15 protein-coding genes and 1 tRNA gene are annotated in these 15,428 nt (G+C 59.9%); 13 read left to right on the top strand and 3 right to left on the bottom strand.

What is annotated here, in order from left to right:
- The first annotated feature begins 20 nt into the window (after positions 1-20).
- Positions 21-1,103 carry a DNA polymerase IV gene (gene dinB / locus LDB26_RS00870; protein WP_257539821.1) on the top strand — a complete coding sequence of 361 codons (1,083 nt, stop codon included), beginning with the start codon at positions 21-23 and terminating at the stop codon, positions 1,101-1,103.
- Positions 1,104-1,110: 7 nt separating this feature from the next.
- Here the strand turns inward: dinB and LDB26_RS00865 are convergent, their stop codons facing one another.
- On the bottom strand, positions 1,111-1,914 hold the full coding sequence (locus LDB26_RS00865) for a DUF1134 domain-containing protein (protein ID WP_062063062.1): 804 nt from the start codon (positions 1,912-1,914) through the stop codon (positions 1,111-1,113).
- A gap of 231 nt (positions 1,915-2,145) precedes the next feature.
- Between LDB26_RS00865 and LDB26_RS00860 the strand changes: the two genes are divergently transcribed.
- The 10 genes from LDB26_RS00860 to LDB26_RS00815 all read left to right on the top strand — a co-directional run bounded on the left by LDB26_RS00860 (position 2,146) and on the right by LDB26_RS00815 (position 12,012).
- A tRNA-Ser gene (locus LDB26_RS00860) sits at positions 2,146-2,237 on the top strand.
- Positions 2,238-2,497: 260 nt separating this feature from the next.
- Positions 2,498-3,280 carry a TetR/AcrR family transcriptional regulator gene (locus LDB26_RS00855; RefSeq protein WP_257539819.1) on the top strand — a complete coding sequence of 261 codons (783 nt, stop codon included), beginning with the start codon at positions 2,498-2,500 and terminating at the stop codon, positions 3,278-3,280.
- A 238-nt stretch (positions 3,281-3,518) separates the two neighbouring features.
- Positions 3,519-4,886: an aromatic ring-hydroxylating dioxygenase subunit alpha gene (locus tag LDB26_RS00850; protein WP_257539815.1), complete on the top strand. Its 1,368-nt coding sequence runs from the start codon at positions 3,519-3,521 to the stop codon at positions 4,884-4,886.
- Between the two features lie 29 nt (positions 4,887-4,915).
- Positions 4,916-5,263, top strand: coding sequence for a hypothetical protein (locus tag LDB26_RS00845; protein WP_257539813.1), 348 nt, complete (start codon positions 4,916-4,918; stop codon positions 5,261-5,263).
- Positions 5,264-5,402: 139 nt separating this feature from the next.
- The gene (locus tag LDB26_RS00840) at positions 5,403-7,829 is read left to right on the top strand and encodes a TonB-dependent receptor (RefSeq protein WP_257539811.1); all 2,427 of its coding nucleotides are present in this window, start codon (positions 5,403-5,405) and stop codon (positions 7,827-7,829) included.
- A gap of 104 nt (positions 7,830-7,933) precedes the next feature.
- Positions 7,934-8,350, top strand: coding sequence for a limonene-1,2-epoxide hydrolase family protein (locus LDB26_RS00835; protein WP_062063055.1), 417 nt, complete (start codon positions 7,934-7,936; stop codon positions 8,348-8,350).
- A 100-nt stretch (positions 8,351-8,450) separates the two neighbouring features.
- On the top strand, positions 8,451-8,825 hold the full coding sequence (locus LDB26_RS00830; RefSeq protein ID WP_257539809.1) for a hypothetical protein: 375 nt from the start codon (positions 8,451-8,453) through the stop codon (positions 8,823-8,825).
- Positions 8,826-8,903: 78 nt separating this feature from the next.
- On the top strand, positions 8,904-10,262 hold the full coding sequence (locus LDB26_RS00825) for a phosphotransferase family protein (RefSeq protein ID WP_257539807.1): 1,359 nt from the start codon (positions 8,904-8,906) through the stop codon (positions 10,260-10,262).
- A gap of 152 nt (positions 10,263-10,414) precedes the next feature.
- Entirely contained in the window at positions 10,415-10,966 is a 552-nt protein-coding gene (locus LDB26_RS00820; RefSeq protein ID WP_257539805.1) for a hypothetical protein, read from the top strand.
- A 98-nt stretch (positions 10,967-11,064) separates the two neighbouring features.
- Positions 11,065-12,012, top strand: a complete 948-nt coding sequence (locus LDB26_RS00815) for an NADP-dependent oxidoreductase (protein ID WP_257539803.1) — start codon at positions 11,065-11,067, stop codon at positions 12,010-12,012.
- 17 nt (positions 12,013-12,029) lie between these two features.
- Here the strand turns inward: LDB26_RS00815 and LDB26_RS00810 are convergent, their stop codons facing one another.
- Together LDB26_RS00810 and LDB26_RS00805 are read right to left on the bottom strand one after the other, a co-directional pair.
- A complete protein-coding gene (locus LDB26_RS00810) occupies positions 12,030-14,378 on the bottom strand; it encodes a membrane-bound PQQ-dependent dehydrogenase, glucose/quinate/shikimate family (RefSeq protein ID WP_257539801.1) in 2,349 nt (782 codons plus the stop codon).
- Between the two features lie 312 nt (positions 14,379-14,690).
- Positions 14,691-14,819, bottom strand: a complete 129-nt coding sequence (locus LDB26_RS00805) for a hypothetical protein (RefSeq protein ID WP_257539799.1) — start codon at positions 14,817-14,819, stop codon at positions 14,691-14,693.
- 10 nt (positions 14,820-14,829) lie between these two features.
- On the opposite strand from LDB26_RS00805, the gene LDB26_RS00800 reads away from it, so the two are divergent.
- Both LDB26_RS00800 and LDB26_RS00795 read left to right on the top strand, forming a co-directional pair.
- Positions 14,830-14,973 carry a hypothetical protein gene (locus LDB26_RS00800; RefSeq protein WP_156415229.1) on the top strand — a complete coding sequence of 48 codons (144 nt, stop codon included), beginning with the start codon at positions 14,830-14,832 and terminating at the stop codon, positions 14,971-14,973.
- 13 nt (positions 14,974-14,986) lie between these two features.
- A complete protein-coding gene (locus tag LDB26_RS00795; RefSeq protein WP_062063043.1) occupies positions 14,987-15,427 on the top strand; it encodes a limonene-1,2-epoxide hydrolase family protein in 441 nt (146 codons plus the stop codon).
- Position 15,428: the final 1 nt, after the last annotated feature.

The following is a 15,428-nucleotide window of genomic DNA, read 5'->3' as shown; positions in this document are numbered from 1 at the left end:
GCATGGCATAAGGTCGCGCCATGGAATCCTCGCCGCCACAGCCGCGCAAGATCATCCATATCGACATGGATGCCTTTTACGCGTCGGTTGAACAGCGCGACGATCCCACGCTCCGGGGAAAGCCGATCGCGGTCGGCGGAGGCGGGCCGCGCGGCGTGGTGGCAACCGCCAGCTATGAAGCGCGAACCTTCGGCGTGCGCTCCGCCATGCCTGGCGCGCGGGCGCGGCGGCTATGCCCCGGTCTCATTTTCGTGCCGCCCCGTTTCGAAGCCTATCGCGCCGTTTCCGCGCAGGTGCGGGACATATTTTTCCGCTTCACCGACGTCGTCCAGCCGCTTTCGCTGGACGAAGCCTATCTGGACGTCACCGCGAACAAGCCGGGCATCACCTCCGCCACCCGCGTTGCGGAGGAAATCCGCCGCATCATCCGCGAGGAAACCGGCCTTACCGCTTCGGCGGGCGTGTCCTACAACAAGTTGATCGCCAAGCTCGCGTCGGATCAGAACAAGCCCGATGGCCTGTGCGTGGTCCGTCCGCAGGAGGGCGCGGCCTTTATCGCGAAGATGCCGGTCCGGCGAATACACGGCATCGGCCCGGTCACGGCCCGGCGGATGCAGGCGCTGGGCATCGAAACCGGCGCGGACCTGCGGGCGCGCGACCTTGCTTTCCTTCAGGCGCATTTCGGCAGCGCGGCGCTGTTCTATTATCGGGCGGCGCGCGGTCAGGACGACCGTCCAGTCCATGAACGGCAGGGACGCAAGTCCATCAGCGTCGAGGACACCTTCTTCGACGATCTGACAGAGGAAGCGCGGCTGATCGAGGAGATGGATCGGATCGCGGTCAATCTCTGGAGCCGGGTCGAGAAATCCGGCGGTTATGGCCGGACCGTGGTGCTCAAGATCAAATTCGCCGATTTCCGCATCATCACCCGGTCCCGCAGCTTTCCGTCTGCCCTGCGCTCGGCGGACCTGCTGGCGGAAACGGGGCGCATGTTGCTGCGCGCCCAGCTCCCGCTACGAATGGGCGCGCGTTTGCTGGGGCTGGGCGTGCATAATCTGGAAGGCGATGCGGAAGAGGGCGATCAGCTCGCCCTCGCCCTTTGAAACCCGTTCAGAAGGGCAGCCAATTCCGCTTTTCCGTGAACTTCATATAGCCCGCGTTGATGCCCAGCCGGTATCCCACGCCCATGCGGATCGGGATCAGCACGACGCTGCCCCAGCGCAGATAGCTGGCATTGAAACCCCCGACCAGATAGGCCGTACCTTCGGCCGCGGGGAAGCGGTGGTAAAGGTCCTGCGTGTCGTAGAGATTATAGACCAGCACGAAGGTGTTACCCGCATTGCCGCCGACATCGAAGCCGATCGACGGCCCGGTCCAGTAAACTTCCCGCTTGCCCTCGATCTTGTGATTGAGCGTGCCTGATCCATAGCGCAGCCCGACCACCAGCGCGCCCGACGCTTCGCGCCCTGCGATATAGGCATTGGGGCGGCCCTGATCCTTCAGGATTTTTTCGATGAGTCCAGCCAACCCTTCGGCGCCCTTGCCGAAAACGCCCTCGGCCGCGCCGATCAGGTCATCCTCCTGATAGGAATCGCTGGGCGAAGGCGCGGGTGGAGGAGAATTGGCCGTGACAGGGGCGCCCGTCGCGGTGGCGGCGGTGGTGGAGGCGTTGCCGCCGGTCTGGTCGTTATAGACGCCGCTGTCGGGGGCGACCGTGGTGTCCACGCCCGGATCGGTCGGCGCGTTGCTGGCCGGGGGCGGCGGGGCGAGATCGGCATCGATCGCCGTGTTGGGGTCCACAGTGCGGATCTGTGCCTGCGCGGCAAGCGGCGTCAGCGCCATACCCGCCATTGCCGCGACAAGCGTGCCGCCGCGCGCAAAGCGGGTCACGACCCGCGCCAAAGTCCCGATCATGCCTTAAGGCTCCCCGCATTCCCGCATTTATCCATTCCGCAGATTATCAGCATCGAAGCTGAAACGGCAATGAACGAACGCCCACCTGAGTCGATTCTGCGCCGGAACGAATCCGGCCCGTTTTTCTGATCGCGGGGATCGCAAATATGGCCGTTGCCACAAGGCTGGAGCATCGCTATAGGCCGGTTCCAGCCAAGCCACTGCCCGCCTTTTTGCGGTGGGCATGATTGCGGAGACGTGGGTGAGTGGCTGAAACCAGCGGTTTGCTAAACCGTCGTGCCCTGAATGGGGCACCCCGGGTTCGAATCCCGGCGTCTCCGCCAAGCTCTTCGAAAAGAGCCGTAATCCTCCCTATCTCTAGACTGGCCCAATGCCGGGCTAAGGCCACGACGGCACGGACAAAGGCGTCTGCCGCGAACTTTGATGCCCCCGCTAGATCGGAAGAGAAGAAATCGCGGGAGAACGGAAATAGCTTTTTCGTACTGCTGGAAGGCAGAAATTTTCTTGTGACGACCTACAGGCACGAATTCCTTGCCAGCAAAGGCAGATCTTCCCGCCTGCAAGCCTGCCCTCGCAAAGCATTATGGTTGCGTCCTCAATTCGCGTGAACGGGTTAGATCCATATTTCCCGTTCTCATACCGAGCGCCACATGGAGTTGACCGCGACATCAATGGACTTGGCACGTACAGGAAATGGCAGCATGACGTTCTCATGCTCAAAAGTCTCGAAACCTATAGCAAGGGTGGACAGCGCCTGCTCGTCACTGCCGAAAAGCTCTTTGGGCAACATGGCTTGGATGGAGTTTCGCTTCGCCAGATTTCGGTTGCCGCAAGACATGCAAACAGTTCGGCGGTGCATCATCATTTCGGATCTAAGGCTGGTTTGATACAGGCTGTCTACGAAATGCGTCTGCCCATGATCGAAGCGGCCCGGAAGGCGCATCTGGACCGCCTCCTGATACAGCCTCAAATCAGCTTTGAAGATCTGATAGGCGCCCTGTTATTGCCCATCATCCTCATGCCTGAACTGGAGCGCGAAACCTATTCGCGGTTCATGCTGGCCCTGATGCCGCTACCTCTCGCCGAACAGCCCTTCTTTATCACCCAGTTCAACTCGCCGGCATCGGCCGAGATAAACCGCCGCATTATGAATTTCTGGCCCGACATGCCTGCGGATGTCATCGAACGGCGCTTTCGGCTAGCCGCGAATATATTTCTGATAGCGGTGGCCTATCCGGAACCGCCCAAAGTTCGCCAGCACCCGCCCTATGATGCCGGATCCATTTATTGGCAGGATATATTGCAGGCGGTTGTCGCCATCTTCCTCATGCCCTACCCTCCCCGGCAAATCGCATTGAATCCTTGAAGTTGCTGGCCCGCAACCATGCCGACCTCACGCTCATCGGAATCGCTAGATGGCCGCGCACGCGATTTTGCGCGCCAGATGAGAGACATGCCGCCGCTATCGGCTTTTCCTCACACCCCTTGGGTCAAGCGTCCCCCGGGCACAGAACTGTCACAAACACCCATAAGCGCGACGAACCACGACCTGCCGGGATTTTCATATGTGAACTGTATCAGGCCGCAACGCCTTGGAGCAAAGCTTGACATTGCCTGGGTTGCACCATATCGCCGACCTAGATAATTCATATGAATTACATGCGTTGGGGAATGCCGTGAGATCCTTCGACGAACCCTTGCTATCTCCTTTCGACATCGGCTTCGGCCCAACCTTACCAAAGCGCGAGACGGTGGAGAACGGCATCGCGCCGGCTGACGTCTATTTCTCCCCCGAACGCTTCGATGCAGAGCGCGAAATTTTCAGCAAGGTGTGGCTATTTGCGGGTCGGGTGGAAGAGGTCGCCCAGCCGGGGGACTGGTTCGTCAAGGATGTGGAAATTTGCGATGCATCCGTGATCATCGTCAATGATCGAAGCGAAGGCATCAAAGCATTTCACAATGTCTGCCTGCATCGCGGAATGAAGCTCCTGTGGGAACCGCGCGGCCATAACGGACTGTTCACCTGCCCTTATCACGCCTGGAGTTTTGCCACCGATGGCACCCTCAAGGCACTGCCCGATGAGGAGAATTTCCCGCAAGTCTGCAAACGCGAACAAAAGCTGAAACCGGTCAGCGTCGACAGTTGGGCCGGTTTTCTCTTCATCAACCTGGATCCGCACCCGCAGCAGACGCTGGAGCAGTTTCTCGGCCCTATTTCGAACAAGCTGATCGATGCGCCATTCGACGCATATCCGCGCTCGGCATCCCTCACTTCACCAATGGACGCGAACTGGAAGCTCGGCAATGAAGCTTCGGGCGAAGGTTATCATGTCTCGTCCCTCCACCGGAAATCCGCCAAGGGTTGGGCATTGCCGGAGGACAATCCCCATTCGCATTCCCTCGGTTGGGAACAGGTGGGCCCGCACCTCATCACGACGCTGCCGTCCAACCCCGATTTCACGGTCGATCTGACCGCGCGTCCGGTCCAGGCATTCGCATTCATGAATCAGGCGCAGATCACGTCCAATTCGGACGATGCGCCGGATCAGGAAGCGCAACCCAGCTTTAGCGACCACCCCGATCTCAATCGGCCAAAGGCGAAGAATTGGGGCGGCGACGGCTTTTTTCTTTTCCCTACGGGCCAGATTGGCGTGTTCCCCAATGGCTGGTGGTTTAACAGCTACTGGCCAGTGGCAGTCGACAAATCCCGCTGGTACGCACGATGGTATTTCTGTGCGCCGAAAACGCGTCGTCAGCGCTTCGCCCAGGAATGCATGATGGCGATGTACCGCGATGTACTGACGGAAGATAATTTCAGTATTAACGGCCAGCATCAGGGACTGGCATCCGGCGCGCTGGAGCAGGTTTATTTCGGCTATCCGGAAATTCTTCTGCGGCACATGTCGGGCATCATGCAGGCGGCGGTGGATGACCGACTGGGCGGAGAGCCGGAGCGTCTCGCCGCTGAATAACGATATGATAGGTCGATGGGGGTGGAAAGATGAGTATTACGAAGCTTCCCGACCAGTTTTCAGCGCTTGAGCCATTTGCAGAGAAATGGGGTCAATTGGAAACGGCCTCTGAGCGATATCTGCTGCGCCAGTCGCTAACGATGGACGAGCTACGCACATTTCACGATGCTGCGGCCAACCGGCTGGACGAGATTTTCACCTATCTCGACAGTTTCCCGGACGGCGACCTGCCGGAAGCCGAAGCGCGCTTGTACCGCACTGTCATGGGGCTCAGCGAAGTGATGCAGGCTGTCGAAATTTTCGGCGCGCCGCGCGTCAAGAATGCACCCTATCCGCACCATATCGATACAATCTGGACGCAATCTGGTAGCAAATAGCCTGTTACCACCAAGAAATGACTGATACAATTTACTATACAAAATTATATTTTTCAATTAAAATGATAAAGTATTCGACCAATTTATAATAAAAAAATACAATATCATAGAGTTAAATATATAAATTGAGGGGATAGTCATGCGCGGATCGCAAAAATTATATCTATTGCTGGGAACCGGCTTGCTTGTCATGGCCACGACTGGCGCGGCACTTGCTCAATCCAGCGGGGAAAGCCAGTCACGGGCTCAAGAACCGGATCATGCCCTGGCCTCAACCGGATCGCTCGACGAGATTGTGGTGACCGCGCGTCGCTCGGCGGAAAGCATCCAGTCGACACCCGTTAGCGTCACCGCCTTTAACGCTGACATGCTCCGCCAGGCATCCATTCAGAACACCCAGGATTTGATCGTGAAAACGCCAGGCATCTTCCTGGCCGGGTCCGGCGGACGTGAAAACACGATCTACGCTATTCGCGGGCAATCCAAGGCGCTCTCGGGCAATAGCGCCCCCGGCGTGATCCCCTATTTCGCCGAGGTTCCTTCACCCGTTGTCGGTGCCGGCATTCCTACCTACGACCTGTCCTCGGTTCAGGTATTGAAAGGGCCGCAAGGAACCCTGTTTGGCCGCAACACCACGGGCGGCGCGATTTTATATTATCCAACGGCCCCCAACTATGAACTGGGTGGTTACATCCAGGGCGCATACGGAAATTATGACGATCGGCAGTTCGAAGGCGTGCTCAATCTTCCGATCGTTGCAAACAAGGTCGCGTTGCGCCTCAGCGGACAATATCAGAAGCGTGACGGCTATACCCGAACGATCGGCGTTGGACGCGACCCCGATAACGTCAACTCCCGCGGTTACAGGGCTTCGCTTCTGCTTGAGCCGGTGGAGGGGTTTACCAACACAACGATCTACGATTATTCGAGAAACCGAACGGCGGGCGATGCATCGGTGCTGGTCGATGTTGACAGAAACTCACCGCTGCTCGCCACACTCGGCCTCCTACAACCGATCGTGGATGTTCTGGAAGCCCAGCAGCGCCGTGGCCCGCGCGTTGTCGATACCGATATCGGGCAGTTCCAGAATGTATCACGCCGCGGCCTTACCAATCGCACGGAGATCGATCTGGCGGACGACATTCATCTCATCAACATCTTTGGCTATCGCCGTAACAAGCTCGATTATTTCGCGAGTTCCGATGGCCTGCCTACCATTGTGGCGGATGGCACAGGCGTTTTTCCAGTCGGCACGCCAGTCACCGTGGTCAATGGCCGCCAGACGCAGAATGTCCAGCAGCTAAGTGACGAGGTCCAATTGCGTGGTGAGGCGATGGACGGCAATCTCGACTGGCTGGTCGGAGGCTTCTACCTGAAGAGCAAGCCCAAAGGACCGAGCGGCACCTATGTCCCGATCTTCACCATTCCCGGCATCACGGACGTCCCTTTCTCCTATAATTTCTACGACGAGACCAGCAAGGCCCTGTTCGCCAATATCGGGCTCAAGCTCGACTCGGTGGTCGAAGGCCTCCGTTTCAACGCTGGTTTTCGTTATACCTGGGACAAGATCGAGGCATGCGTCGGCAGCGGCGTCACCAGCAGGCCAGACGTCAGACCCGCGGACTGCGCGCGCGGCGCTTCAAACATCGTGAACGCAAGCGTCCAGAGAACATCATCCAAGGCGCCGACCTGGACGATCGGCCTCGATTGGCAGGCGACGAAGGACGTGTTCTTGTATGCCGTCACGCGGCGTGGCTATCGAACCGGCGGCGTCAACAGCCCAACGCTGGCAGGCCGTCTCACGCCTTATCAATCGTTCGCGCCGGAAAAGGTCACTGATGTGGAAATCGGCGCCAGGACCGAATGGCGCGCCGGTGAGGTCCGGGGACGGGTGAACGTGTCTGCCTTCTCCGGTTGGTACAATGGCGTGCAAATCCCGCTGTCAGGACTGGCGACGCCTGCGGCTGGCTGCAGCACCACAACGCCGGGGGGCACCGCGCCGGGGCTGTCACCAGACGGGGATTGCGATCCTGGCAACGATCCCACCGGCGGAACCCTGCTGGTCAATGCCGGTAAGACTCGAGTGAGCGGGATTGATTTCGATACGCTTGTTTCGCCGATACAGGGATTGTCGTTCACTGCGGCCGGAACGTTGTTGGACACCAAAACGCGGGAATTGACGCTTCCGGCCGTATTGCAGCCCTACCTCGCATCCCCTGAGGTGCCGTTCAACCTGACGGCGAAGTTTACCTTCTCGGGCGGCGCTCGATATGCCGTAGAATTGGGCAGCGCCGGTGAACTGGCGGCGAGCCTGGACTATTACCATACCAGCAAAGTCCCTATTACCGACGTTAAACTGCCGGGCTACGACCTTTTCAACGGTCGGATTGATCTGAACAATGTTGGCGGCCTTCCCATGGATATTGGGGTTTTCATGCGTAATCTGTTCAACAAGAAATATTATGCCAGCGGCACTGTGACATCGGCACTGCTGGGCATCACCAGTGCGATATATGGTGAACCTCGCATGTATGGCGTGCAGCTTCGCTACCGCTTCGGAAGCTGATCGCCGAAACAGGCCAAGGACAATCGCGGTCGAAACCGTGTCCATATATCAACAGGCTTAACGTCGAGGCATTTTGGACCTGACGAATATGGGAGAGGGATAATATGATTGATGCCGAAAAGATTGTGCGCGATTTCTGCGCTGCCTGGGGTGAGGGCAAGATCGAGAAGCCCGACCCGGATATCATCGCCAGCTATTTTGCGACGGAAGGGGAATGGCACATGTGGGTGCCCGGCCAGGTCGTGCGGGGCCAAAAGGCAATCCATGCTGAAGTCAAACGCCAGCGTGAGTTCTCGACCTTCATGGAATGCGGGATCGTTAAACTAGTTTCTGCCGGATTGACCGTGATGACCGAACGCCTGGATTATTTCACGATGCACGGGGTCCGCGTCTCTCATGCCCTCGTCGCCGTTTATGATCTCGATGCAGAGGGCAAGATTGTGAGCTGGAGAGAATATTTCGATACAGCCGATCTGGGCAAGCAACTCGGCATGAAGCCCGAAGCCGTCATAGCCGGCTAGCCTTGCCATGCGGGGCCGGGCGCCTTTCTATTGACGGAAGACCATCTCCCTTTCCTGCACATCGCAGCGTCGCGGACCCTGACCCATCAAAGGAGCCAGCATGAGCATCCCATCATCCAGGACCATTCACAGCTTCCTCGACGAGCAGACCCGGATCTTCAACGACAAGAGCCGCAAAGACGATTTCATGGCCCTTTACCGCCAGATCGCACCTGGCGGCTACTCGCTCGAATGGCCGGCAAATGGAGAGGTTTTCAAGGGTTGGGACCATCTCGAGCGCATGTGGGAGGACGGCATCAACGTGCAATCCCGCCTTGTGTCCGCGATGGTCGCCAATGGCGAAGCCGCGACCTATTTCACGCACAAGCTGGTTCAGGACGGAAAGACCATCGAACTCGAGTCGATTGAAACATATTTGTTTCGGGAGGACGGCTCGCTGCATTCGCGCTTCTGGCCTCAGACACCTGATCTTTGAGCGGCTCGCTTCTTTGCTGACCGGGAATGGCAGCTCACTCGATGAAGACGCGCCCTTCATCCGGGGACGGGGATGAACATGAACCATGCTATAGTTAAGGACGACATGACCGAACGGCTGGCACGGCAGATCGAGCGGCTGGTGGGTGGACGCGTGACGATGCTGGATCGGCAACCGCGATGGCGTACGAGCTGGTATGCGGAGGTCAGTCGCGACGATCGCACGATCCCGCTCTATGTCCGCGGCGACAAGGGAATCGACGCGGAGACATTTCCTGGCCTGGCGCGCGAGGCCGGGATTCTCCGGCTGCTTGAGCAAGGAGGCATTCCGGTGCCTCACGTCTATGGCATGAGCCACGATCCAGAGGGGATCATCATGGATCGCGTCCCGGGAACACGGGATGTCACCGAAGCAGCCAACGCCGCAGAGGCGCAGCGGATAGCCGAGGAAAGCGTCGAGATCCTAGCGCGCATCCACAGCCTGGACACCGCGCCTTTTGTCGCGGCAGGCATGGTTCAGCCCCAGTCTCCAAGGGAGATCGCATTCTCCTATCTCACCCCGAACATAGCAATCTTCCGCCGGCTCAAGAAAACGCCGCAGCCGATGATGGAATGGGCTCTGCGTTGGGTAGAGCGAAACGTTCCGCAGCATCGCACCCGAACATGCGTTTTGCATGGCGATCCGGGGCAGTTCCTTTTCCAGAATGGCAAGATCACTACCCTGTATGATTTCGAGGCCACGCACATTGGCGATCCCATGCATGATCTGGCAGCGCTTAGGCTGCGACATCCGACCGAGCCTCTGGGCGCTGATCCTAATCATCTGGTTCGCCACTATGCCCGCACGACTGGAATGGAGATTGATCAGAAGGCGTTCAGCTATCACACCGCGACTTTCATGCTCGCTTCGTCCATGACGCTGGCTGCTCCCATGGCGAACCCGGGGCCGGTGGACATGCAATATGAATATATTGTGTGGGATATTCTATGCCGTCGGGCGCTGCTCTGGGCCATTGCCGAGCACATGGACGTCACTATTCCCACGTCTGCCCCCTCCGAACCTGCGGACAGCCGCTCTCGGATCGTGTGGGAGATTCTGGAAGCAACGGTCGCCAGGATCGATACGGGAAACTCCGAGCTTGGCGAGAACGATAGGCGCTCAGCAGAGAAGCTGGTCCAATGGGCGCGAGCGGAAGCCGCGATGCGGCAAGAGCATGGCGCGGCCGATCTCGATCGTGCTGCCGCGTTCCTGGGCTATCGTCCTGCGGACTGGCGAGAGGCTGATGCCGCGGTTGAGAACTTCGTCCAGACAGCGGGGCCGGACCATGATGCGATCTTGCTCGACTATTTTGCGAGGCAGGTCGATGACCGCATGGCAGAGGCATTGCCGGCGCGGGAACGTCTCACGCAATATGCCTTGCAACCATTCGTGCCTTGACGGTGGTTCTGCTCTCACTCGTCATGCTGACAATATCCGAAATGATGGGTTAAGTTGTTTCAATGTTCATTTTGACATCGGGATATAATCTCACTGGATGATGCAGATGTCGAAGGCACGAAAAAATCCCAATCCTGACAAAGAGAGCGCAAATGATCGAAATTCCCACCGTCAGCGACGCGATGCGCCGTATCAATGCAAATATTGGCAATCTGGAGAATCCACGCGACCGTATCATGCTGGAAGTGTACCGCGATCACTGGATCGCCGAGGTTCGGAACGACCTTGCGGCAATCATGACAACATTGCCGGAGAAGGAAGTAACATACCGCTTTGACGGAATCGGACTTCTCATTCCCCATTACTGGGAATTCAAGACCACCGAAGAGGCCCGTTCCCTTTATCAGGGCGCAGCCGAAGGTGATCTGCCTATGGCAGGACCATTTATAGAAGAGCGCTGGGCGTTTGCCGACTGGGGCATGATGTTCGAGGGCATCAACACGGCGATCATCCGCGGAAAATCTCTTCACATTCAACCCTATCCGCTTGATCCGGAGGGGTATTATTTTATCCGATGGCGCTCGATGAGCAGCCATCCCATCGATGTGGAGCGCCGGCTGATGCTGGGCGAACATGTTTTCGGCGGCAAGCTGATGGATGTGACAGTGGTCGAACGCGATGCCGTAGACCGGATGCTCGCTTGACCTCACGCCCCAACTGCCTCGACAATATAGCTGCTTCAAGGCAGGTGCCCCGCGCCGTCCCTGAACATGATCTGGCGGCCTGAAAAAGGAAAGCGGTGATGCGTGCAGTGCGCTTTCATGATTATAGCGGTTTGACCGGAGTCCGGATCGACCATATCCCAACCCCTCCGGTCGATCCGGGAGCGCTGCTCGTCCGCGTTCACGCCGCCGGCGTCAATCCGTTCGATCGCTACGCGGTCGAAGGATATGTCAACGCCTTCGTCTCCTTCACTCTTCCTGCGGTTCTGGGCCGTGATTTTTCAGGAGTCGTCGAAGCGGTCGGCAAGGAAGTCGCAGGGTTCCGGACAGGGGACGCCGTTTTTGGGCAGGCGGCGGCAGACGCGGAAGGGACATTCGCGGATTATGTGACGATCCCTTGCGACCGCGCCGCCCGGAAACCGGAAAAGCTATCACACATCGAGGCCGCATCTCTCCCCAATGTGCTGATGGCGGCGTGGGACGGACTGTTCTCGACAGCACGTGGCCTCGATGTTCAACCTGGGCAGACGATCCTTATCAACGGAGCAGCGGGCGGCATCGGCAGCGTCGCGGTACAACTCGCGCGATGGCGCGGAGCGCGGGTGATCGGAACGGCATCGGCGGGCAATCTCGATCTCGTCCGTCAGCTCGGCGCTGAACCGCGAGACTATGCGGCGTCCGACTGGCTGGACGATCTTGGCCAGATCGATGGCGTTCTGGATAGCGCGGACGGCAGCAACGCGGATACTCTCTGTGAAAAGGTGCGTTCCGGCGGCCGCTATGTCGCGCTCCGCGGCTTACCCTCTGCCGGTTTTGCGGAACGCTGGGCTGCCAAGGATATCGCCTGCCGTGTCGCGAGCGGCCCGGACAGTGCCGGCGCGTGGCCGGACATGGCGAAGGTGGTCGCTGAGGGAACCATCCGGCCGGTGGTGACGGAGATCTATCCGCTCGAACAATTCGGCGATGCGCTGGCTGCGCTCGGAAGTGGTCATGCGCGCGGCAAAACGGTGCTGGTCGTCCGGGACTGACAGCTTTTCAAGACTGGCTATTTGCGCTGAGCGCGGGCTGGAAGGGCATAGGCAATGACATAGTCGCCGCCTTTCGTGCCCAGTCCGGGATGGCCACCCGCGGCGATGACCACGAACTCCCGCCCGGTACGCGGCGAGCGAAACATCATCGGCGTCGCCTGTCCTCCAGCGGGCAGCCGCCCACGCCACAGTTCGCGCCCGGTTCGCGTCTCGATGGAGCGAAGATATCGATCGTGCGTCGCGCCGATAAAAGTCAGTCCCGATGCGGTGGCGATCGATCCGCCGGTATTGGGAACGCCCATCGTGAACGGCAGTTGCGATCCTATCCCGAAGGGACCGCTGTCCCGCCCGGTGCCGAGCGGGCGGTTCCAGAGCAGCCGTCGGGATTGCAGGTCGACCGCCGCGATCATCCCCCAGGGCGGCCTCTGGCATGGTACGCCGATCGGTGAGATCAGGGGTTTCAGATCCGCTGCATAGGGGAGCCCTTCCTGCGCGACGGCCCCCGCCGCGCCGCCATGACTGTTCACCGAAAGCGGGACAATCCCGCGCCGCCGGGCGGCATCGCGCGTGATCAGTTGCACCAGATTGCCGACGCGGTTGCTGTTCACGATCATGATCCCGCGCGCGACGTCTATCGAAACCCCGCCCCAATTGATGCCGCCGCCATAGCCTGGATAGATCAGGCTCGGCCGGTCCAGTCCCGGTGGCGTCAATGGCCCGTCATATCGGGCGCGGCGGAAAGCGGCGCGGCACAGCGCCTGGTCGATCGGCGTCAGGCCCCACATGTCCGCCTCGGTCAGCGTCTCTCCGGCAAAGCTCGGCATTCCGCTGGAAAAGGGCTGCGTGGGCGCTGCCCGCTCACCGGGCACGGTGCTCCGCGGAACCGCGCGCTCCTCCACCGGGGCGATCGGTCGTCCCGTGCGTCGATCGAGCACGAAAATCTCGCCGCGCTTGGTCGGCTGGATCAGGGCGGGCACGCCATTGATGTCCGTCAGCGTGGGCTGGCTGGCGACGTCATAATCCCATAGATCGTGATGCACCGTCTGGAATACCCAGCGCACGGCTCCGGTCGCGGCATCCAGCGCCACCACAGCGCTCGAAAAACGATCATCGAACGGTCGCCGGCTGGCGCCATAATAATCGGGCGTCGCGTTGCCGGTCGGTACGTAGACCATGCCCAGGCCCTCGTCGGCGCTCATCGGTGCCCAGCTATTGGGCGTCCCCGGCGTATATTGCTCTCCGGGTGGAGGCGGACCGCGGCGGTCCGGGCGTCCTGCATCGAAGGCCCAGGCAAGAGCGCCGGAATGCACATCGAAGGCACGGACCACGCCCGACGGTTCACCCACATATTGGCCGTCGACCACCCATCCGCCCACGACCGCGCGATTGCCGATGATCTGCGGCGGGGAGGTGACGAAATAATAGCCCTTGTCGACCCTGCCCAGCCCGGCGCGGAGGTCGACCGCACCGTCGATACCGAACCCGGCGCAAGGCCGGCCATTGCTGGCATCCAATGCGATCAATCGGGCATCCATCGTCGCGGTCAATATCCGCTCGGCGCATGGACCTGCGGCATTTGGCTGGCGATGGTAGGCGACGCCGCGGCAGGATGCGATCGGCACACCCCGGCCATCGGCGCGCGCGCGAAAGCGCCACAATTGACGGCCACTGTCACCGTCGAGCGCGATCACGTCATTGTCGCCGGTGCACAGGAACAATCGCCCCGCCACCGCAAGCGGCGTGGTTTCCAGCGTGACGGGCGCCGCCACTGCCGAAGGACCGAAACGAAACGTCCATGCCGGCTCCAGCGCGGCGACATTCATGGGGCCGATTTGCCCCAGCGGTGAAAAGCGGGTGCCGCCAGCGTCGTTACCATAATGCCGCCAGTCGCCGGAGACCGCGGCACTGGCTCCCATCCCGTCCGGAACGCTTGGCTCTGCGCGCCACGCGCTCGCCTCAACCCAGACGACGCCCAGCAGCAAAACTCCGACCCCGGCGAGAACGGCGCCCCGGCGGCCGCGTGGCCAGACCCCTGCGAGAAACGGCAGGCCGAGCATGATCGGCACGCCCAGACGCGGCAACAGCGCCCAGGGTTCGAACCCCACTTCCCAAACTGACCAGATCAAGGTCGCCAGCAGAAAGATACCATAGACGACAGGCGCGCGGCCACTACGCCGCCACACCAGCACGGCAGTGACGAGCGACACGAGCGCCGCCAGCATATACCAGGGCGATCCGCCCACTCGCGCCAGAGCTGTCGCTGGCCCGGCGAGCGCCAACCCGAATATGGCCAGCAACAGCGCATGAATCCGGCTTATTCCGATGCTCGCCCACCGCGAAGCCGCCGCCGCGCCACCAGCGGTCACTTGCAACATCCACCATTGGCGGACGCGTCGCTATGATCCCTTCGACGGCGCGCAGCACCTCGACAGAAGGGCGAAGTATATCCACTCGGTTCGGTTCTGGACATACCCCTCCCCCATTGTCGCGCCTATCGGCCCGGCTTTATCTCCGGGGCACCGGTTTAAGCGGGTTGACTTCCGAACCACCTACCATGGGTCAGGTTGCTCATCTCCGGCGCGGACGGGCCGTGGGAACGGACGGTCGAGCGAGGATCATCCATGCGTGCCGGGAGCAGAACTCCAGCAAGGGATGCAAATTTCTCCGCCCTGCAATCATCAGCCCGGCAATGTCTTGATCCTGTTCTGGCCATCGACCGGCATCCGATGAACCGCCGAAAGATAGGTGGGGCGCCCGATGTGCCGGATTAAGCTGAACGCGCGAATATCAAAAAGACGGCGGATCATGGGAGATGGCATGGGCCTCGCTGAACAAGGTTGCGATCATGAGCGAAGCCGATGCCGCATCGTCAATTCATGGGGCGAGAGCGAGAGCCGGGCGGCTCTGTTCAACGGCGTGACCCGCAAGATACGCACAAGTGCTGAAACCGGCAGCTTTTAGGAGGAGAATGACGATGGGCCTGAAACAGGAAAATTATATCCGCGAATTCCACGCTGCCTGGGGCGATGGCACGGCCGAAACCAAGCCGGATGTCGAGAAAATCCTCTCCATGATGGCGGACGATGCCGAATGGCAGCTCTGGGTGCCCGGCGGCCCGGTCATCAAAGGCAAGGAGGCTCTCCGAAAGGAAATCGAGCATCAAAGCGTGATCGCCACCCATAACAAGTGCAACGAGGTGAATATCCTCTCCAGCGACACCATGGTCATGCAGGAACGCTCGGACACCGCCTACATCATGGGCAAATTCTGCCCGCATCAAATGGTCGCGGTCTATGAGCTGGACGGTGACGGGCGCATCCTCAAATGGCGCGAATATCTCGACATGGCCGATCTCACCAAAAAAATGGGCGTCACACAGGACTTCGCCGGAACAGAGGAACTCGGCGGCGCGTAAC

Origin of the sequence: Sphingobium sp. CFD-1, assembly GCF_024611115.1 — a bacterium.
GTDB classification, from domain to species: Bacteria; Pseudomonadota; Alphaproteobacteria; order Sphingomonadales; family Sphingomonadaceae; genus Sphingobium; species Sphingobium baderi_A.
The sequence above is the reverse complement of the archived record's forward strand: the minus strand, read 5'-3'. Positions and strand labels throughout refer to the sequence as shown.